Here is a 20032-nt window from a genome sequence, read left to right on the forward strand (position 1 = left end):
CCTGAACTGTGACCCTCAACCTGAGGGTTATAGTTATGTCAACCTCGCCGTGACCACGACAGTAGGCAACCCCGGACCCGGAAGCCGGGAGGACACGCCGCGTGTCGTCAGGGACGGTCGCTGACGGTGGGCTGCCCCGGGACGCTGACGTCGAAGACCTGGCCGTCCTGCTGCAGGAGGGGGACCACGATCTCGGCCTTCTCCGTCGAGGCGTCCGCGTTGCCCCACCGCACGAGCCGTCCGTCGCCCAGCACCAGGTCGACCTGGTCGATGCCGCTGAGCTCGACGTGGTCGAGGAGGTCGGCGACCTCGTCGGGCAGGGCGGCGACGACGGTGACCGCCTCGCGCAGCGCGTCGGGGTCGGCGGCGAGGTCGACGTCGGCGTCGGCACCGGTCTCGATGCGCGGCAGGTCGGCGGGCGCGCGCTGGTAGGAGCCGAAGAGCACGCCCTCGACGTCGACGGCGCGCAGCAGGTCGCCCCGCTTCACGATCGCGACCGGCTCCCGCTCCTGGATCGTGATCAGGACGTCGTGCGGCCACTTGCGCGTGACCTCGACGCTGCGCACCACCGCGATGGAGGCGACGCGGCGCTCGATCGCGACCAGGTCGGCGGTCGCGAGGGGCCCACCGGTCGGGACGTCGGCCGCGGCGAGCACGTCCTTCGTCGCGATGGTCTCCTCCCCCACGACGTCGACGCCCTGCACCGACAGCGCGGTGGAGAAGTAGACCGCGTAGATGCCGCCGCCGACCAGGGCCACCACGACCACGAACGCCAGGACGTAGCGCCAGGTCAGCCAGCGTCGCGCCCACTGGCGGCGCACGAACCGGCGCCGCGTGCGCTCCTCGGCGGTCCGGCGCCGCCTAGCCACCCGACGGGCCATCGGTCGGGCCGTCCGTGGGGCCGTCCGCGAGGAGGTCGAGCACCTCCGGGCCCACCCGGGTCACGGTGCCGGCGCCCAGGGTCAGCACGAGGTCGCCGGGTCGCGCGCGGGCGACGAGCTCGGCGGCGGCCGAGGCGAGCGTGGCCGACGCGACCCGCCCGGGAGGCAGGGGGACGGCGTCCGCGACGAGGCGCGAGGTGACGGCCGGGTCGGGCTCCTCGCGCGCGAGGTACAGGTCGAGGACGACGACCTCGTCGGCCGCGCCGAGCGCGCGGCCCATGGCGGCACCGAAGATGCGGGTGCGCGAGACCAGGTGCGGCTGGAAGGCCACGACCAGCCGGCCCTCGCCCGCGAGCAGCCGGGCCGACTGGAGGTCGCCCTCGATCTCGGTCGGGTGGTGGGCGTAGCTGTCGTAGACGCGGACGCCGCCGGCCTCGCCCTTGCGCTCCATCCGGCGGCGGGTGCCGGTGTAGGCGGCCAGGCCGCGCAGCAGGTCCGCCCGGGGCAGCCCGAGAGCCTCCCCCGCCGCGAGGGCCGCCAGGGCGTCGGCGACGTAGTGGTCGCCCGGCGCCCACAGCGTGGTGTCGCCGAGGGCGGAGCGGTCGGCGGCGGTGACGCGCACGACCCGGCGCCCGGCGGCCTCCTGCCGGTCGGCCAGCCGGGCCGCGCCGGCGTCGTCGACGCAGCAGACGAGGAAGCCCTCGGGGTCGAGCCCGTCGGCGAACTGGTCGAACGCGGCGGCGTAGGCCTCCGGGGTGCCCCACTGGTCGAGGTGGTCGGCGTCGACGTTGGTCACGATGGCGGCGTATGGCTCGTAGACGAGGAAGGCGCCGTCGCTCTCGTCGGCCTCGGCGACGAAGACCTCGCCGGACCCGACCGCGGCGTTGACGCCGGTGGCCGCGAGGTCGCCGCCGATGGCGTAGGTCGGGTCGGCGCCGGCCGCCTGGAGGGCGACCGTCAGCAGCGAGGTCGTGGTGGTCTTGCCGTGCGTGCCGGCGACCGCGAGGACCCGGCGCCCGGCCATCACCGAGGCGAGCGCGGCCGAGCGCGGCAGGACCCGCAGGCCGCGGCGCACCGCCTCGGCGTACTCGGGGTTGGTCTCGTTGACGGCGGTCGACACGACCAGCGTGTCGCCGGCCTCGAGGTGCTGCAGGTGCGCGGCGTCGTGGCCGACCTCGACCCGGGCCCCGAGCGCGCGGAGCGCGTCCAGGGTGGGCGAGTCGGTGCCGTCGCTGCCGCTGACCTCGACGCCCCGGGCGAGCATGATCCGGGCGATGCCGGACAGGCCGGCGCCGCCGATGCCGACGAGGTGGACGCGCCCGAGCCGTTCGACCGGCTCGAGGACGTCGGGGACGGGCACCCTCACGACGGCATCACCGGCGCGCCTCCTGCGCCACGATCGCGGCGAGCCGGTCGTCGGCGTCGCGCGGGACCAGGCCCGCGGCGGCCGCGCCCATCCGGGCGAGCCGGTCCGCGTCGGTGGCGAGGGCGGGCACCGTGGCCGCGACCCAGTCGGCGGTGAGGTCGGCGTCGTCGACCAGCAGCGCTCCCCCGGCCTCCACGACCGGCTCGGCGTTGCGGCGCTGCTCGCCGTTGCCGATCGGCAGCGGGACGAAGATCGACGGGACGGCGCTGGCCGCGGCCTCGACGACGCTCGAGGCGCCGCCGCGGCAGACCATCAGGTCGGCGGCGGCCAGGGCCAGGTCCATCCGGTCGACGAAGGGCACCACGACGTAGGGCACGCCGGTCGGCTCGGGGGACGCCTCGCCCTTCGGGCCGACGACGTGCAGCACCTGCACGCCGGCGTCGCCGAGGGCGCGGGCCGCGCCCGCGACGGCCTGGTTGAGCCGGCGCGCCCCCTGGGAGCCACCGGTCACCACCAGCGTCGGACGGTCGGGGTCGAGGCCGAAGAACGCCCGCGCCTCGGCGCGCAGCGCGGGACGGTCGAGCTGGGAGATCATCCGCCGGATCGGCAGGCCGACGTACTCGGCGTTCCTGAGCGGGGTGTCGGGGAAGCTGACCGCGACCCGCCTCGCGACCCGGGCGCCGGCCTTGTTGGCCAGCCCCGGGACGGCGTTCTGCTCGTGGACGACGACCGGGATCCTCCGGCGTCGCGCCGCCAGGTAGGCCGGCATCGAGACGTAGCCGCCGTAGCCGACGACGACGTCGGGCTGGAGCCGGTCGAGGATCGCCAGGGTCTCGCGGACCGCGCCGCGCAGCCGGCCCGGGACCCGGAGCAGGTCGGCGTTGGGACGGCGCGGCATCGGCACCGGCGCGATCAGCTCGAGGGGGTAGCCCGCCTCGGGCACCACGCGGTTCTCGAGGCCGCGCGGCGTGCCGAGGCAGGTCACCTCGACGTCGGGGTCGAGCCGGCGCAGGGCGTCGGCGGTCGCGAGCAGGGGCGAGGTGTGGCCGGCGGTGCCACCACCAGCGAGAAGGACGCGCATCACGGGAGCCAAAACTAGTCAGGTCACCGTCGCGCCGAGACCCCGGCCGAGCGGATCTTCCTGCGCTGGGCGAGGGCCCGGGCCGCGGCGGGCTCGCGGCGGGCGAAACCGACCAGGAGCCCGAGCGCGGTCAGGGTGGGCAGCAGGCTGGAGCCGCCGTAGGAGACGAGCGGGAGCGGGATGCCGATGACCGGCAGCAGCGCGAGCACCATGCCCACGTTGATCGTCGCCTGGCCGATCAGCCACACCACGATCCCGAAGGAGGCGTAGCGCACGAACGGGTCGGCGGTGTGCCGGGCGATGCGCAGCGCGGCGAAGGCGATGGTGACGAAGAGCCCGACGACCAGCAGGGTCCCGACCAGGCCGAGCTCCTCACCGAGGACGGCGAAGATGTAGTCGGTGTGGGCCTCGGGCAGCGAGCCCCACTTCTGCTGGCTGGCCCCGATCCCCTGGCCGAACAGGCCGCCGGAGGAGATGGCGTACAGCCCGTGGGCCGGCTGCCACCCGGAGCCGTGGAAGTCCTGGAACGGGTCGACGAAGTTGGTGATCCGGCCGAGCCGCTCGGCGTCGGTCGCGGCCATCGCGAGCGCACCCACGGCGATCGGCATGGTGGCCAGCAGGAACAGCCGCATCGGCGCGCCGACGACCCACAGCATGCCGGCGAGGATCGAGACGAACACGAGCGCCGTCCCGAGGTCGCGGCCGACGACGACGAGCAGGGTCGCCAGCAGCATCCCGGGCACCACCGGCACGAGGATCTCGTGGACCCGGCCGAGGCGGCGCTCCTTGTTGGCGTAGATGTGGGCGGCCCAGATGATGAGGGAGAGCTTGGCGATCTCGGACGGCTGGATCTGCAGCGGACCGAGGGCGAGCCAGTTCTTGTTGCCGTTGATCTCCTCGCCGAAGATCGCGGTGGCCACGAGCAGCACCAGCGAGAGCGAGAACGCCGGGTAGGTCAGGCGCCGCACCCACTGGTTCGGCACCCGGCTGGCCAGGAACGCCGCGGGCACGCCCACCACGACCCAGGTGAGCTGGCGCAGCACGACGGTGTAGGAGTTGCCGGTGCTGCGGTAGGAGGCGACGCTCGAGGCGCTGAGCACCATGATCAGGCCGATGGTGAGCAGCAGCGCCGCGGCCCCGAGCAGCAGGTAGTAGGTCGTGAGCGGCCGGTCGAGGGCGTCGCGCAGCGCGCCGGTCCAGGCGCGCGGTCGCGGACGGGGGACGGCGAACCTGCGGGAGCGCTCGGGGGTCGCGGTGGTCACCCGGTCGTCTCCTGTCCTGCTACGGGGAAGTCTGCTCTCGGACCGCTGCGGCGAACAGGTCGCCCCGGGCCGCGTAGTCGGTGAACTGGTCCTGCGAGGCGCACCCCGGTGCCAGGAGCACCGTGTCGCCCGGGACGGCCAGGTCGGCCGCCGCCTCGACGACGCGCCGCATCAGCTCCGGTCCGCCCTCTACGGAGCCAGTGTCACCGCCGTCGACGACGATCACCCGCACATCGGGTGCGTGTCGCGAAAGCGCGGCGGCGATGACGTCGCGGTCGCGTCCGATGAGGACGACGGCGCGCAGCCGCGAGGCGACCGAGCGCACCAGCTCGTCGAAGGCCGCCCCCTTGGCGAGGCCGCCGGCCACCCAGACCACGGGGTCGTAGGCCTGGAGCGAGGACTGGGCGGCGTGCGGGTTGGTGGCCTTCGAGTCGTCGACCCAGGTGATGCCCCCGTGCGTGGCGACGACGGCGATCCGGTGCCCGTCGAGCCGGAAGGACCGCAGCCCCTCGCCGACGTCGGCGCGGCTCACGCCGTGGGCGCGGGCCAGTGCGGCCGCGGCCAGCGCGTTCGCGACCACGTGGGGCGCGGGGTCACCGCCGGCCGGAGCGAGGTCCGCGAGGGTGCACAGCTCCGCGGCGCTGGTCGCGCGCTCGGCGATGAAGGCGCGGTCGACCAGGATGTCCTCGACCAGGCCGAGCATCCCGACCGCCGGCATGCCGAGGGTGAAGCCGATGGCCCGGGCGCCGTCGACGACGTCGGCCTCGCGCACCAGCGCCTCGGTGGCGGGGTCGTTGACGTTGTAGACGCAGGCCCGCTGCACGTGCTGGAAGATCCGGCCCTTGTCGGCGGCGTACCGGTCCATCCCGGCCGCTCCCCCGGGCCCCGCCGCGTCGTACCAGTCGAGGTGGTCCTCGGCGAGGTTGAGCACGGCGGCCGCCTGGGCGCTCATCGTCCGGGTGTAGTGCAGCTGGAAGCTGGACAGCTCGACGGCGAAGACGTCGTAGGGCGCGGGGTCCATCACCGCCTCGACGATCGGCAGCCCGACGTTGCCGGCCGCGACGCTGCGCAGGCCCGCTGCCCGCAGGATGCTGTCGAGCATCTGGGTGGTCGTCGTCTTGCCGTTGGTGCCGGTGACGCAGAGCCACGGGGCCGGCTCGCCGGTCGGGCCGGGAGCGCGCAGCCGCCAGGCCAGCTCGACCTCGCCCCACACCGGGACGCCGCGCGCGGCGGCCTGGGCGAGCAGGGCGGAGTCGGGGCGGAAGCCCGGCGAGGTGACGACGAGGTCGACGTCCTCGGGCAGGGTCGCGGTGGCCCCGGCGTGGATGTCGACGCGGGCACCGAGCACCTCGAGGAGCTCGGCCTTCTCCAGCTGGGCGGCGGTCGCGCGCTCGGCCAGCGCCGTCACGCTCGCCCCGAGGTGGGTGAGGTTGTCGGCGGCGGCGAAGCCGGACACGCCGAAGCCCGCGACCACGGCCCGGACGCCGTCCCAGGGGGTGTCGCGACCCAGGCTGTCGAGCCGGTCGGCTGCTCCCGCGCTCACAGTCGCGCGACCCACTCGGCGTAGAAGATGCCGAGCCCGGTGGCGACGAAGAGGCCGGTGATGATCCAGAACCGGACCACCACGGTGACCTGCTCCCAGCCGAGCATCTCGAAGTGGTGGTGCAGCGGCGCCATCCGGAAGACGCGGTGCTGGGCCTCGACGCGGAACACCTTGCGGAACAGGGCGCTCCTGCGGCTGGCCTTGAAGACCGTGGTCTGGATCATCGAGGAGAGCGTGATCAGCACGAACAGGCCGCCGAGGATCACCAGCAGCAGCTCGGTGCGGGTGAGGATCGCGAAGCCGGCCAGCGCGCCGCCCAGGCCGAGCGAGCCGGTGTCGCCCATGAAGATGGCGGCCGGGGACGCGTTCCACCACAGGAAGCCGAAGCAGGCGCCGGTGATGGCGGCGGCGATGATGGCGAGGTCGAGCGGGTCTCGCACGTCGTAGCACTGCCCGCCGGGGCTGTTCTCGCACGACTGGCTGCTCTGCCAGATGTTCACCAGCATGTAGGCGCCGAAGACCATCACGCACGCGCCGGTGGCGAGCCCGTCGAGGCCGTCGGTGAGGTTCACCGCGTTGCTCGTGCCGGTGACGATGACCCAGATGAGCAGGACGGCGAGGATCGGCGGCAGCACCAGCCAGTCGATCTCGCGCAGGAAGGAGATCTTCTCCGAGGCCGGCGAGTTGGCCCGGTCGTCCTCGAGCCACGGCGAGAGCGCGAGCGCCCCGAAGACCACCGCGACGAGGGTCTGGCCGACGATCTTGGCCTTGCTGCGCAGCCCGAGGCTGCGCTGCTTGTAGATCTTGATGAAGTCGTCGAGGAACCCGACCAGCCCGCAGCCGACGAAGAGGAAGATCAGCAGCAGCCCGGACGCCGAGGGCGTCGTCAGGGTGATCAGGTTGGCGGCGAAGTAGGCGACGACGGTGGCGCCGATGATGACGACGCCGCCCATCGTCGGGGTGCCGCGCTTGGTGTGGTGGGAGGTCGGCCCGTCGTCGCGGATCTCCTGGCCGTAGCCGAGCTTGGTGAACTGGCGGATCGCGACCCGCGTGCCGAGCAACGAGATCAGCAGCGCGAGGCCACCGCCGAGGAGGATCGCTCTCATCGGGGCGTGTCTCCTCCGTTCTGGGGGGTCGAGCCGGCCAGCAGGTCGGACGCGATGTGCTCCAGGGCGGCTGCCCGGGAGGCCTTGACGAGGACGACGTCGTCGGCCACCGCATTCTTCCGCACCCAGGCCGCGGCGTCGTCACGCCCCGCCGTGAGGACCACCTCGGGCACCCCGACGGCGCGCGCCGCCTCGGCGATCGCGCCGGCGGCCTCCCCCACGACGACCACGACGTCGACGCCCGCGGCGGCCTCGCCCACCTCGCGGTGGCCGCGGTCGTGCTCGGGGCCGAGCTCCTTCATCTCCCCCAGGACGGCGATCGTGCGGCCCCCCGCGGCCCGGCGGTCGCGGCCGAGCGCCCGGACGGCGTCCAGCGCGGCGCGCATCGAGGCCGGGTTGGCGTTGTAGGCGTCGTTGAGCACGAGCAGCCCGTCGGCGCGCTCGGTGAGCTCCATCCGCCAGCGGGAGGCGGCCTCGGCCGAGCCGAGCCGGTCGGCGACGTCCTCGAGCCGGCGGCCGGCCGCCAGCGCCATCGCGGCGGCGGCGGCGGCGTTCGCGACCTGGTGGGCGCCGGTCTGGCGCAGCGCGACCGGGACCCACTCCCCGTCGTGGCCCAGCTCGAACCGGGCCCGGCCCCGCCCGTCGAAGGTGACGTCGCGCCAGCGCACGTCGGCGTCCTGGCCGAAGGTCAGCACCGCGGCGCGGGTGCGCGACGCCATCGCCGCGACCCGCGGGTCGTCGGCGTTGAGGACGGCGACCCCGGTCGGCTCGAGGGCCTCGACCAGCTCGCCCTTCGCCGCGGCGATCGCCTCGACCCCGCCGAACTCACCGACGTGGGCGGTGCCGACGTTCAGCACGGCGGCGATGGTGGGCGGGGCGACCTCGGCCAGGTAGGCGAGGTGGCCGATCCCCCGCGCACCCATCTCGAGCACCAGGAACTCGGTCGACTCGTCGGCCCGCAGCACGGTGAGGGGCACGCCGAGCTCGTTGTTGTTGTTGGCCCGGGTCGCGACCGCGCGGTCGCCGAGCACGTGGGCGAGGTAGTCCTTGGTGCCGGTCTTGCCCTGCGACCCGGTCAGCGCGAGCACCGGCACCTCGAGGGTGCCGACCGTCAGCGCGGCCAGCCGCCCGAGCGCGACCGTCACGTCGTCGACGACCACGGTGGGGGCGTCGGTCGGCCGGCTGCCGAGCACGGCGTGGGCGCCGCCGGCGTACTCGTGGCCGTCGACGTGCTCACCGGCGATCGCGACGAACAGGCCCCCGGGCACCGTCTCGCGGCTGTCGAGGTAGGCGGCGCCGGTGACGAGGACGTCGGCGCCGTGCAGCTCGCCGCGGACGACGGCGGCGACCTCGCGCAGGGGGAGGGTGATCACGGACGCGCCTCCAGGACCTGGCGGGCCACCACCCGGTCGTCGAAGTCGTGCACCACGCCGTCGACCTCCTGACCGGTCTCGTGCCCCTTGCCCGCGACCAGGACGACGTCGCCGGGGCGCGCGAGCCCGAGCGCGTGCTCGATGGCGGCGCGCCGGTCGCCCACCTCGACGACCCGCCCCGGCTGCGCACGGTGCTCGGCGGCGACGCCGGCGAGCACGGCGGCCCGGATCGCGGCGGGGTCCTCGCTGCGCGGGTTGTCGTCGGTGACCACGAGGACGTCGGCCAGCCGCGCGGCGATCTCGCCCATGATCGGCCGCTTGCCGGGGTCGCGGTCGCCGCCGGCACCGAGCACGACGACGACCCGGCCGCCCCCGGCCTCGGCGAGCGGGCGCAGGGTCGCGACGGCGGCCTCGACGGCGTCCGGCTTGTGGGCGTAGTCGACGACGACGAGGAAGTCCTGGCCGGCCTCGACCCGCTCGAGCCGGCCGGGCACGCCCCCGGAGCGCCGGATCGCCGTGGCGACGGCGCCGGGGTCGAAGCCGGCCTCCGCGGCGGCCGCGACGGCGGCGAGGGTGTTGGCGACGTTGAAGCCACCGGGCAGCGGGACGCCGGCCTCGACGCGGACGCCGTCGGGCCCGACCACCGTGAACGTCGACCCCTCGCGCTCCAGCGCGACGTCGACGGCGCGCCAGTCGGCGTCGGGGTCACGCACCGAGAACGTGCGGACCGGCACCCGCACCTCGCCGAGGAGCCGCCGGCCGTGCTCGTCGTCGAGGTTGACCAGCGCGAGCCGGGCCCGCTCCGGGGTGAAGAGGGAGGCCTTGGCGCGGTAGTAGTCCTCGACGTCGGTGTGGAAGTCGAGGTGGTCGCGACCGAGGTTGAGGAAGACGGCGACGTCGAAGACGACGCCGTCGACGCGGCCCATCACCAGCGCGTGGCTCGACACCTCCATCGCGCAGACCTCGACGCCGCGCTCGCGCATCACCGCGAAGAGTCCGTGCAGGTCGGGGGCCTCGGGCGTGGTGAGGCTCGTCGGCACGTCGACGCCGTCGATGCGGGTGCCGACGGTGCCGACCACGGCGGCGCGGGTGCCCGAGCCCTGCAGCCCGGCCTCGGCGAGGCGGGTCGTCGTCGTCTTGCCCTGGGTGCCGGTGACGCCGATCATCCGCATCGCCGTGGCCGGTTCGCCGTGGAGCCGCGCGGCGAGGCCGCCGAGCACGGCGCGGGGGTCGTCGACGACGAGCACCGGGACGCCGGTCCCGGTCGCCGCGGCGACCGTGGCGCCGGCCGGGTCGGTGAGGACGGCGACCGCGCCGGCACCCACGGCGGCGCCCGCGAAGTCGATCCCGTGCACCCGGGCGCCGGGCAGGGCGGCGTAGAGGTCGCCGGGCACGACGCGCTGCGACGACAGCGTCAGGCCGGTCACCGCGACACCCGCGGCGCCGTCGGGAACCGGCGCACCCAGCCAGGCTGCGACGTCGTCGAGCGGCGTCGTGGCGGGGGTGCGGGGGCGGGTGGGCGGGGGCCCGGACTCGTCGGTGGACATCGGTCCACCATCCTCACCCATCACCACTCGACGGGCAGCCGCGAGGGTGGTGTGCCGGTGGGCGCCACCGCGTAGCGACGCAGTGCGTAGCCCATGATCTGGGAGAACGCCGGGCCGGCGACCGAGCCGCCGCCCTGACCGTTGCGGGGGTTCTGGACGACGACGTAGATGGTGAAGCGCGGGTCGTCGGCCGGGGCGAAGCCGCCGAAGGAGACGGTGAAGGTGCCGTCGTAGCCGTCCTTGCCGGCGCGCTGGGCCGTGCCGGTCTTGCCGGCCACCCGGTAGCCGGGGACAGCGGCCCCCGGCGCGACGCCGACGTCGGGGTCGACGACGCGCTCCATCATGAGCGCGGTCTGGCGCGCGGCCTCCTCGCTGACCACGCGCTGCTTGGTGGCCACGCCGGTGCCGACCTTCGTGCCGTCGTCGAGGGTGGCGGTGCCGCGCACCAGGCTGGGGTCGACGTGCATCCCCCCGTTGGCGATCGTGTTGACCGCGCTGGCCATCTGCAGGGCATTGACCGAGTAGGACTGCCCGAACGCGATCCGGTCGCCGGTCTGGCTCGTCCAGTCGGTGCCGCCGGGCAGGATGCCCTTGGTCTCGCCCCGGAGGCCGACGTTGGTGCGCTTGCCGAGGCCGAACGCCGACAGGTAGCGACGCAGCTGGCCGGGCTCGAACTCGTCGGCGGCCATCACGGTGCCGATGTTGGAGGACTTGGCGATGATCCCGGCCAGGGTGAGCTTGATCCACCCGTGGTCGAAGTAGTCGCCGATCGGGCGGTCCTGGCGCATCAGCTGCGGCGGGACGTTGAACTTGGTGCGCGGGGTGACCTTGCCGGCGTCGATCAGGCCGGCGGCGGTGAGCACCTTCGACACCGACCCGGGCTCGTAGACGTCGGTGAGGGCGCGGGAGTTGTAGTTGGCCTCCGGCGACAGCTCGGGGTGCTCGGCGTCGTAGGTCGGGTAGTCGGCGAGCGCCAGGACCTCGTTGGTCTTGGTGTCGAGGACGATCGCGGAGCCCGAGTCGCCCCGCGCCCCGGTCACCGTCCTGGCCAGCACCTCCTGGGCGTACCACTGGAGGTCGCGGTCGATCGTCGTCGTCAGGTCGGCGCCGTCGCGGGCCTCGTCGACGGTGTTGTCGCCCAGCGGGATCCGGGCACCACCACTGCCCGTCTGGTAGCGGGCCTCGCCGTCGTGGCCGGACAGCCAGGTGTTGAAGGAGTTCTCGAGGCCGGCGAGCGGCTGGGCGGCGCCGTCCTTGTCGGGCGTGCCGAGGAAGCCGACCATGTTGGCCCCGACGTCGCCCGACGGGTAGACCCGCACCGGGTCGTCGCGCAGCTCGAGGCCGAGGAAGCCCTCCTCCTTCGCCGCGGCGACCACGTCGCGGGCCTCGGCGGCCGGCACCTGGCGCGCGAGGTACTGGAAGCGGCTGTCGCGGGCCTGGAGCCGCTCGAGGGTCACGAAGTAGTCGAGGTCGAGCCGCTTCGACAGGAACGTCGCGAGCTCGGGTGCGTCCTGGGCGGTCAGGGACGGATCGGCGACGACCATGAGTCCGTCGATCGAGCCGGCCAGCGGCACGCCGTCGCGGTCGAGGATGTCGCCGCGCTGGGCCGGCAGCACGACGCTGACCTGGCCCTCGGCGGCCGCCATGGCGGCGTACTGCTGCGGGTCGATGCCCTGCAGCTGGACCAGGCGGGCGGCGAAGACCGACATCACCATCGCGATCACCACGAAGCCGATGCGCAGCCGGACCGTGGACGACCCGCGCCCGCTGCCGCGCGGACGGCTCCGGGGACGAGACGACACGGGCGTCCTCCTGGTGCTGGTCCGCTTGCGGGGCCCGGTGCCGGGCCGGCTGCTCGTGCCCACTATCGGACGCCGCCCTGCCCGCGCCCGGACGCCGCGCCGGGACACGGTCCGGGGACCGCGGCGGTCGGCTTGCCGGTGACGGCGCCGGTCTCGACGTCGAGGAAGGTCGCCGACGGCGCGGCGACCATGCCGAGCGCGCAGGCCTGGGCGGCGAGGTTCGTCGGGTTGCGGAGCTCGTCGATCTGGGTGGTCAGCGCCTGCTGGCGCGCGGAGAGCACGCTGGCCTCGTCCTCGAGCCGTGCCGCCGTGAACGACGCCTGCTGCATCGAGGTGTTGAAGAGGAGCAGGCCCACCACGCCGGCGAGGAGCAGCACGCTCACGAGCGTCACGAACGGCACCTTCGGGGCCCGGCTGCGCAGCCGCGGCACCACGGCGAGGCGGGCACGGTCGGCCGCGCCGCCGCGGGCGAGGGCGCGCGGCAGGGGCCGCACGCTCCGCCGGGCTGTCGGGCTCGTCAGGCTGCTCATCGGGCTGCTCATCGGTGTGCCTTTCCGTTCCGCGGGTCGCGCGGGTTGCTCGGGCGGGTGCGCTCGACGGCCCGCAGGCGGACCGAGGCGGCGCGGGGGTTGGCGTCGACCTCGCCGGCGTGGGCCTTCTCGGCGCCGCGGGTGACCAGGCGGAAGGCGGGCTCGCTGCCCTCCGGCACGAAGGGGAGGTCCGGCGGCAGCTCGCTGCGGGTGACCGCCACGAAGGCCTGCTTGACCAGGCGGTCCTCGAGGGAGTGGTAGGCCTCCACGACGACGCGGCCGCCGACCGTCAGCGCCTCGATCGCGGCGGGCAGCGCGCGGCGGAGCACGGCCAGCTCGTCGTTGACCTCCATCCGCAGGGCCTGGAAGGTCCGCTTGGCGGGGTGGCCGCCGGTGCGCCGGGCCGGGGCGGGGATCTCGGCGTAGAGCAGCTCGACGAGGGCGGCGCTGGTGACGAACGGCGCGGTCTCGCGCCGGCGCACGATGGCGCCGGCGATCTTGCGCGCGAACTTCTCCTCGCCGTAGTCGCGCAGCACCCGGGTCAGCTCCGCGGCGCTGTAGGTGTTGAGGACGTCGGCCGCGGTCGGCCCACCGCTGCTGCCGGTGCCGTCCATCCGCATGTCGAGCGGGGCGTCGACGGCGTAGGCGAAGCCACGCTCGGCGACGTCGAGCTGCATGGAGGAGACCCCGAGGTCGAAGAGCACGCCGTCGACCCCGCCGTCGGCCCCGCCACCGGTCCCGGAACCGCGGCGGTCCAGGCCGAGGTCGGCGACGACGTCGGGGATCTCGTCGTAGGTGGCGTGCACGCCGGTGAAGCGGTCGCCGTAGGGCGCCAGGCGCCGGCCGGCCAGGGCCAGGGCGTCCGGGTCGCGGTCGATCCCGACGACCCGGGCGTTCGGGCAGCGGGCCAGCACGGCCTCGGTGTGACCACCGAGGCCGAGGGTGGCGTCGACGAGCACCGTCGCGCCGCCGCCGGCTCGCTCGCGGTCGAGGGCGGGTCGCAGCAGGTCCACGACCCGGTCGAGGAGCACCGGGTCGTGCTGGGGGCGGTCCACCTCAGCGTCCCAGCCCGGCCAGGAGGAGGAGGGCCACGGCGCAGGCCAGCGACATCGCCAGCGAGAACGCCATCAGGACCGCGGCGTCGCGGGCCTGCTGACGGACCCGCGGCGGCGCGGATGCGGGTGTGACGCTCATCGGTTCGACCCCGGAGACGTTGGTGGGTTGCTGGGTGGTGCCTGGAGGTGGTGCTGGGTGGAGCGTGGTGGTGCCGTGGAGCGTGGTGGAGCCGCAGGGCCAGGTCCCGAGCCCGCCTCCTCCCGCCTCGCGCAGCGCGCGAGGTCAAGGGGAAGGTGTGCCTTCTGGAACCGGGGAAGGTGCCCCAGATGGCAGCGCGGAGGGAGCGGGCCAGAGACCTCGTCCTGCGGATCCGCTGTGCAGTTGTGTCGAGCCGGGTGGTGCGGTGGGGCGGGGTGGGGCGGGTGCCTAGTCGCCGCCCTCGTCGAGGTCGGAGAACTTCTGGATCTCGGCGGCCTGGTAGTCCTCCCAGGTGGTCGGGTTCCAGATCTCGAGGCGGTTGCGGACGCCGATGACGACCACGTCCTTCTCGAGCCCGGCGTACTCGCGCAGCCCGGCGGAGATGGAGACGCGGCCCTGCTTGTCGGGCACCACCTCGTCGCCACCGGAGAAGAACATCCGCTGGTAGCCGCGGGCGGCCTTGTCGGTCATCGAGCGCTCGGCGGCCCGGTCGGCCTCCACGTCGAAGACGTCGGGGGGCCAGACGACGAGGCAGTGCTCCTGACCCTGCGTCACCACGACCCCCTCGGCCAGTCGGTCCCTGAACTTGGCGGGGAGGAAGAGGCGTCCCTTCTCGTCCAGCTTCGGCCGGTACGTGCCCATGAATCGCATCGGGCACCTCCTGCCTCAGCCACGAGACACCACCGGCATCCCCGCTTGCTCCACTTTCCCCCACCCTACGCCACTTTCCCCCACCGTCAACCACATCCGCCCCCTTTCCCCCACCGCGCTCCCCCGCGCTCCCCCGCGCCGCCCCGCCGCTCCCCGCGACTCGCCGGAGCCCGGCTCGGGCGGGTCGCCGGGCGGGAGGAGCAGCGGCGTAAGTTGCGCCCACGCCCTACGGTGGTGAGCAGCGCGCGTCCGGGACGCGTGGGCACTGCCCGGACACGGAAGGACCTGGACAGGTGGAGCACGGGGATCAGAGGCACACGGTCACGACCGGCACCGGCGACGCGGGTGGCAGGGTCGGCACCGGGTCGGCGGGCGACCTCGACACGCTGGCGCGGGTCGTGGGGCGGATCCGCGACAACATCGAGCGGGTCATCGAGGGCAAGCCGGACGTCGTCAACTCGGCCCTGGTCGTGCTGCTCGCCGAGGGCCACCTCCTGATCGAGGACGTGCCCGGCGTCGGCAAGACGATGCTGAGCAAGGCGCTGGCGCGCAGCATCGACTGCTCGGTGCGCCGCATCCAGTTCACGCCCGACCTGCTGCCGTCCGACGTCACCGGCGTCTCGGTGTTCAACCAGAACACCCGCGAGTTCGAGTTCCGCCCCGGTGGCGTGTTCGCCAACATCGTGGTCGGCGACGAGATCAACCGCGCCTCGCCCAAGACCCAGTCCGCGCTCCTCGAGTGCATGGAGGAGCGGCAGGTCACCGTCGACAACAACACCTACCAGCTCGAGACGCCGTTCATGGTCATCGCGACCCAGAACCCCATCGAGATGGAGGGCACCTACGCCCTGCCCGAGGCCCAGCGCGACCGCTTCATGGCGCGGGTCTCGATCGGCTACCCCGTCGAGGCCGCGGAGATCGCGATGCTCGACAGCCACACCTTCGCCCGCCCGCTCGACGACCTCGAGCCGGTCGCGGACGCCGGCGAGATCCGCAAGCTCGCCGCCGTCGTCGGCCAGGTCTACGTCGCCCCGGCCGTCCAGCAGTACGTCGTCTCGATCACCGGCGCGACCCGGCGCAGCGACGACCTCGTCCTCGGCGCGTCACCGCGCGCCACGCTCCACCTCGTGCGCGCCGCCAAGGCCCACGCCGCCATCGAGGGCCGCGACTACGTGCTGCCCGACGACATCCAGCGCCTGGCGCAGCCCGTGCTCGCCCACCGCCTGCTGCCGAGCGTGGAGGCCGCCATGGGCGGTCGCACCACGCCGGCCATCCTCGACGGCATCCTCGCCGGCGTCCCGGTCCCGAGTCCGCAGGGCGGCGCGGCACCCGTCCCCCACCGTGCGTGAGGCGTTCGCCGGCCTGACCGTCCGCGGACGGGCGTTCCTGGCCGCCGGGATCACCGCGATCGTGTGCGCCGTGCTCCTCGGGCAGCCGGCGCTGACCCGGGTCGGCGTCCTGGTGGTCGCGCTGCCCGTCGTCACCGCCGTGGTGATCGGGCGCTCGCGCTACCGCCTCGCCCTGGTCCGCACCGTGACCCCCCAGCTGGTCTCGGCCGGCCAGCCGGCGCGCGTGCACCTCGCGCTGACCAACGAGGGCCGGACCCCGAGCGGCGTCCTCATGCTCGAGGACCACGTGCCCTACGTCCTGGGCACGCGGCCGCGCTTCGTGCTCGACGGGATCGGCCACGGCTGGCGCCGGCAGGTCACCTACCAGGTCCGCTCCGACGTGCGCGGGCGCTTCGAGATCGGCCCGATGACGGTCCGGGTCGGCGACGGCTTCGGCCTCGTCGAGCTCGGCCGGGCGTTCCGGATGACGGTCCCGCTCGTCGTCACCCCCCGCACCGTGCCGCTGCCGGCCATCCCGCTCGGCGGCGGCTGGACCGGCTCGGGCGACAACCGCCCGCGCGCCTTCGCGATCGGCTCCGCCGAGGACGTCACCGTCCGCGACTACCGCCAGGGCGACGACCTGCGGCGGGTCCACTGGCGCAGCTCGGCCAAGACCGGCGAGCTGATGGTGCGCCGCGAGGAGCAGCCCTGGCAGTCGCGGGCCACGATCCTGCTCGACAACCGGCTCGTCGCCCACCGTGGCCAGGGCGTCGCGTCGTCCCTCGAGGCCGCGGTGTCGGCGGCGGCGTCCATCGCGCTGCACCTGAGCCACCGGGGCTTCCAGGTCCGCCTGGTGACCGCGGGCGGCGAGGACTCCGGCGGGCCGTCGCTGTCGCAGTGGCACTCCCGCGACGCCGACCTCAACGTCCGCCCGCTCCTCGAGGCCCTGGCGGTCGTCGAGCTCGACTCGCGCGACCACCTCGACACGTCCTGGATGGGCGAGGCCGCGCACGGCGGGCTCACCGTCGCCGTCCTCGGTTCCCTCGACCAGCGCGACGGCCCGGCGCTGCGCCGCATCGTGCACCACACCGCCTCCGCCCTGGCCGTCGCGCTCGACGTCGACGCCTGGTCCGGGCCCCACGTCGTCACCGGCAGCGCCGCGCCGTTCCTCACCGGCTCCGGCTGGCGGGCGGTCACCCTGGGACCGCGGGACCGGCTCGAGACGGTCTGGGAGGACCTGGGCCGCAGCTCGGCGCGCGGCGCCTCCCGGGCACGCACCGCGGCGGTGCCGTCGTGACCAGCGCCCCGGTCCAGGACCGCCTGGAGACCGCTCCCCCGGCGCCGCGCCGCGCGTGGGGTCGCGAGCGGGCCGCGCTCGGCGTCCACCTGCGCTTCGCCGCGGTCACGGTCGCGACCACGTGGATCGCGATGTGGTCGTGGCGCGGGTTCAGCGACGTCCCCGCCCAGTTCATCGGACCACTCCTCCTCGTGGCGCTGACCGTCGGCGCCACCGGGGCCCTCGCGCGGTGGCGCCGGCTCCCGGCGCCCCTCGTGGTGTTCCTCCAGGCCCTCCTCGGCCTCGCCGTGGTCTGCCTGCACGTCGGCGGCCGGCCCTACCCCGGCACCGCGTTCTGGGACGGCCTGGCGCGGGCCGTCGACGACGCCAACACCTACGCACCGCCGGTCCCGGTCACCGGCACGATCGACGTCACCCCGCTGCTCCTGGTCTCGGGCCTGGTCGCCCTGGTGCTCGTCGACCTGTGCGCCGCGACCCTGCACCGGGCGCCGCTGGCCGGGTTGCCGCTGCTCACCGTCTACAGCGTGCCGGTGAGCCTGCTCGGCGGCGGGCTGTCGTGGTGGATCTTCGTCCTCACCGCGGCCGGCTTCCTCTTCATGCTGTTCCTCCAGGAGGAGGAGCACCTGAGTCGCTGGGGCCGCTCCCTCGACGGGTCCGGCGCACCCGTGCGCCGGCTCAGCGACTCGATGCGCGCCAGCGCCCTCGCGGTCGGGGCCGCGGCCACCGCGGCGGCGGTGCTGGTGCCGCTGGCGGTGCCCACGTTCGACTTCTCGATCTTCGACACCGGACCGGGTGGTGACCGTGACGGCGACATCCAGATCACCAACCCGATGGCCGACCTGCGTCGCGACCTCGTGCGCGGTGACGACATCGACCTCATCACCGTCCGCACCGACGACCCGAGCCCCGACCACCTGCGGATCTCGGTGCTCAACCGCTTCACCGACAACGAGTGGAGCGCCGGCGACCGAGACGTCCCGACCTCCAACCTGGCCCAGGGCGAGCTCCCGCTGCTCGAGGGCGTCGAGGGCTCGGTCGCGACCGAGGTGGCCAGCTACGACTACGACGTCGAGATCGCCGACGAGCTGGAGTCGAGGTGGCTGCCGACCCAGGCCCCGATCAACCGGATCGTGGCCGACGGTGACTGGCGCTGGGACCCCTCGACGATGGACTTCCTCGCCAGCGACGAGGACCTCGACACCTCCGGGATGAGCTACGACATGACGGCCGTCGAGCTCGCCTACGACGAGAACCGGCTGCTGTCGCTCGACGCCAACGCCGAGGCCGTCTCCGACGAGCTCACCGAGCTGCCCGACGACTTCTCCTCGGTGGAGGTCGTCGACGAGGGAGGCACCACCTCCGTCGCCACCCTGGCCCGGCGGGTCACCACCAACAGCACCAGCGACTTCGAGGCCGCCGTCCTGCTCCAGCAGTGGTTCCGGCGCGACGGCGGCTTCACCTACGACGACTCCCCCGACACCACCCGGGTCGGCAGCGACGAGCTCGCCTCGTTCCTCTCGGTCGGCGAGGGCGGCCGGACCGGCTACTGCGAGCAGTACTCCGCTGCGATGGGCGTGATGGCCCGCACCCTCGGGATCCCCGCCCGCGTGGCCGTCGGCTTCCTGCAGCCCGACGGCCCCGAGCAGACGGGCGAGGAGAACACCTACGTCTACAGCGCCCACGACCTGCACGCCTGGGTCGAGCTCTACTTCCCCGGCGCCGGCTGGGTGCTGTTCGACCCCACCCCGCCGCAGCGGGTCAGCCAGTCCACGTTGCCCGACTACACCGACGCCGCGATCGAGCCGGCCCCGGTCCCGTCGGTGACCCAGGTGCCCGAGGAGACCCGGCCCACCGCGACGCGCCCGCCCGAGCCGCCGGTGCCCAGCACCGACCAGCCCGACCAGCAGACGGCCGACGACGACGCCGCGGCCGACGGCTCCGGCGTCCCTTGGGGCTGGCTGCTCACCGGCCTCGCCGTGGTCGTCGTCCTCGTGCTGCTGGTGCGCCTGCCCCGGCTGCTGCGGGGCCGCCAGCGCGCCCGCCGGCTCGCCGCGGGGCCCGAGGCCGCCTGGGCCGAGCTGCGGGCCACCGCCCTCGACCTCGGCCGCCGCTGGCCGGAGGGACGCTCCCCGCGCGAGACCGCAGCCGTCCTCACCGGGTGGTTCGGTGCCCCGGTCGCGCCCGACGCCGCCGGCACCGACGAGCGCCCGCCCCACGGTCCCGGGGTCGCCCCGGAGGCCGAGGCCGCCCTGGCGCGGATCGTCGCGCAGGTCGAGCGGTCGCGCTACGCACGCCACCACGACACCGAGGCCGGCTCGTACGACGACGACGTGCAGACCTGCGCCACCGCCCTCACCCTCGGCGCAACCCCCCGCGCCCGCCGCCGCGCCGCCTGGCTCCCCGTCTCGGCGTTCCAGCGCCACGACAGCCCCGGCACCACCGCGGCCCCCGACAGCAGCGACGAGCGCGGCCGCCGCGTCGAGCACATCTGACCCACCCCCGGCACGTCGACGAACCGCAGGACCCCGACGCCGGAGGTTGAGCAAGCGAGCGCCAGCGAGCGCCGACGAAACCCCAGGACCCCGACACCGGAGGTTGAGCAAGCGAGCCCCAGCGAGCGCCGACCAAACCAGCCACCGCCCGGAGGTTGAGCAAGCGAGCCCCAGCGAGCGCCGACGAAACCGCAGGACCCCGACACCGGAGGTCGAGCAAGCGAGCCCCAGCAGCCGCCGACCAAACCGGCCACCGCCCGGAGGTTGAGCAAGCGAGCGCCAGCGAGCGCCGACGAAACCGCAGGACGCCGACGCCGGAGGTTGAGCAAGCGAGCCCCAGCGAGCGCCGACCAAACCGGCCACCGCCCGGAGGTTGAGCAAGCGAGCCCCAGCGAGCGCCGACGAAACCAGCCACCGCCCGGAGGTTGAGCAAGCGAGCCCCAGCGAGCGCCGACGAAACCGGCCACCGCCCGGAGGTTGAGCAAGCGAGCCCCAGCGAGCGCCGACGAAACCGCAGGA

At 74.5% G+C, this 20032-nt stretch carries 16 protein-coding genes; 3 read left to right on the forward strand and 13 right to left on the reverse strand.

What is annotated here, in order from left to right; translation table 11 throughout:
- Nucleotides 1–107: 107 nt before the first annotated feature.
- From FE634_RS13175 to mraZ, 13 genes are all read right to left on the reverse strand, one after another.
- Nucleotides 108–869 (reverse strand): cell division protein FtsQ/DivIB, encoded by a 762-nt coding sequence (locus tag FE634_RS13175; RefSeq protein ID WP_262347416.1) that lies wholly within the window; start codon nt 867–869, stop codon nt 108–110.
- Nucleotides 862–2247, reverse strand: coding sequence for a UDP-N-acetylmuramate--L-alanine ligase (gene murC / locus FE634_RS13180; protein WP_138876151.1), 1386 nt, complete (start codon nt 2245–2247; stop codon nt 862–864). The genes FE634_RS13175 and murC overlap by 8 nt, the downstream gene beginning before the upstream one ends.
- 7 nt (nt 2248–2254) lie before the next feature.
- Complete coding sequence (gene murG, locus FE634_RS13185; RefSeq protein ID WP_138876152.1) at nt 2255–3328, reverse strand: undecaprenyldiphospho-muramoylpentapeptide beta-N-acetylglucosaminyltransferase; 1074 nt, start codon at nt 3326–3328, stop codon at nt 2255–2257.
- Between the two features lie 23 nt (nt 3329–3351).
- Nucleotides 3352–4590 (reverse strand): putative lipid II flippase FtsW, encoded by a 1239-nt coding sequence (ftsW, locus tag FE634_RS13190; RefSeq protein ID WP_138876153.1) that lies wholly within the window; start codon nt 4588–4590, stop codon nt 3352–3354.
- A gap of 19 nt (nt 4591–4609) precedes the next feature.
- Nucleotides 4610–6133, reverse strand: a complete 1524-nt coding sequence (murD, locus tag FE634_RS13195) for a UDP-N-acetylmuramoyl-L-alanine--D-glutamate ligase (protein ID WP_138876154.1) — start codon at nt 6131–6133, stop codon at nt 4610–4612.
- Nucleotides 6130–7239: a phospho-N-acetylmuramoyl-pentapeptide-transferase gene (mraY, locus tag FE634_RS13200; RefSeq protein ID WP_137292721.1), complete on the reverse strand. Its 1110-nt coding sequence runs from the start codon at nt 7237–7239 to the stop codon at nt 6130–6132. Before mraY ends, murD begins: the two co-directional genes overlap by 4 nt.
- Nucleotides 7236–8612, reverse strand: a complete 1377-nt coding sequence (locus tag FE634_RS13205) for a UDP-N-acetylmuramoyl-tripeptide--D-alanyl-D-alanine ligase (protein WP_137292722.1) — start codon at nt 8610–8612, stop codon at nt 7236–7238. The genes mraY and FE634_RS13205 overlap by 4 nt, the downstream gene beginning before the upstream one ends.
- Complete coding sequence (locus FE634_RS13210; RefSeq protein ID WP_138876156.1) at nt 8609–10159, reverse strand: UDP-N-acetylmuramoyl-L-alanyl-D-glutamate--2,6-diaminopimelate ligase; 1551 nt, start codon at nt 10157–10159, stop codon at nt 8609–8611. The genes FE634_RS13205 and FE634_RS13210 overlap by 4 nt, the downstream gene beginning before the upstream one ends.
- Nucleotides 10160–10179: 20 nt before the next feature.
- A complete protein-coding gene (locus FE634_RS13215) occupies nt 10180–11961 on the reverse strand; it encodes a peptidoglycan D,D-transpeptidase FtsI family protein (protein WP_246060563.1) in 1782 nt (593 codons plus the stop codon).
- A gap of 62 nt (nt 11962–12023) precedes the next feature.
- Nucleotides 12024–12491 carry a cell division protein FtsL gene (locus FE634_RS13220; protein WP_137292724.1) on the reverse strand — a complete coding sequence of 156 codons (468 nt, stop codon included), beginning with the start codon at nt 12489–12491 and terminating at the stop codon, nt 12024–12026.
- Between the two features lie 8 nt (nt 12492–12499).
- A complete protein-coding gene (gene rsmH, locus FE634_RS13225) occupies nt 12500–13546 on the reverse strand; it encodes a 16S rRNA (cytosine(1402)-N(4))-methyltransferase RsmH (RefSeq protein ID WP_138876157.1) in 1047 nt (348 codons plus the stop codon).
- A gap of 1 nt (nt 13547) precedes the next feature.
- Entirely contained in the window at nt 13548–13685 is a 138-nt protein-coding gene (locus tag FE634_RS21095; RefSeq protein ID WP_170981470.1) for a hypothetical protein, read from the reverse strand.
- 288 nt (nt 13686–13973) lie between these two features.
- Nucleotides 13974–14396: a division/cell wall cluster transcriptional repressor MraZ gene (mraZ, locus tag FE634_RS13230; protein WP_137292726.1), complete on the reverse strand. Its 423-nt coding sequence runs from the start codon at nt 14394–14396 to the stop codon at nt 13974–13976.
- Between the two features lie 398 nt (nt 14397–14794).
- Here mraZ and FE634_RS13235 point away from each other — a divergent pair, with 398 nt between their 5' ends.
- From FE634_RS13235 to FE634_RS13245, 3 genes are read left to right on the forward strand one after another with little or no spacing between them, the layout of a single operon-like run.
- Nucleotides 14795–15745, forward strand: coding sequence for an AAA family ATPase (locus FE634_RS13235; RefSeq protein WP_396954645.1), 951 nt, complete (start codon nt 14795–14797; stop codon nt 15743–15745).
- Nucleotides 15738–17021, forward strand: a complete 1284-nt coding sequence (locus FE634_RS13240; RefSeq protein ID WP_137292728.1) for a DUF58 domain-containing protein — start codon at nt 15738–15740, stop codon at nt 17019–17021. Before FE634_RS13235 ends, FE634_RS13240 begins: the two co-directional genes overlap by 8 nt.
- Nucleotides 17018–19513 (forward strand): transglutaminase family protein, encoded by a 2496-nt coding sequence (locus tag FE634_RS13245; RefSeq protein ID WP_148240673.1) that lies wholly within the window; start codon nt 17018–17020, stop codon nt 19511–19513. Before FE634_RS13240 ends, FE634_RS13245 begins: the two co-directional genes overlap by 4 nt.
- Nucleotides 19514–20032: the final 519 nt, after the last annotated feature.

This window comes from Nocardioides sp. S-1144 (assembly GCF_005954645.2).
In the GTDB taxonomy this organism is placed as follows: Bacteria; Actinomycetota; Actinomycetes; order Propionibacteriales; family Nocardioidaceae; genus Nocardioides; species Nocardioides dongxiaopingii.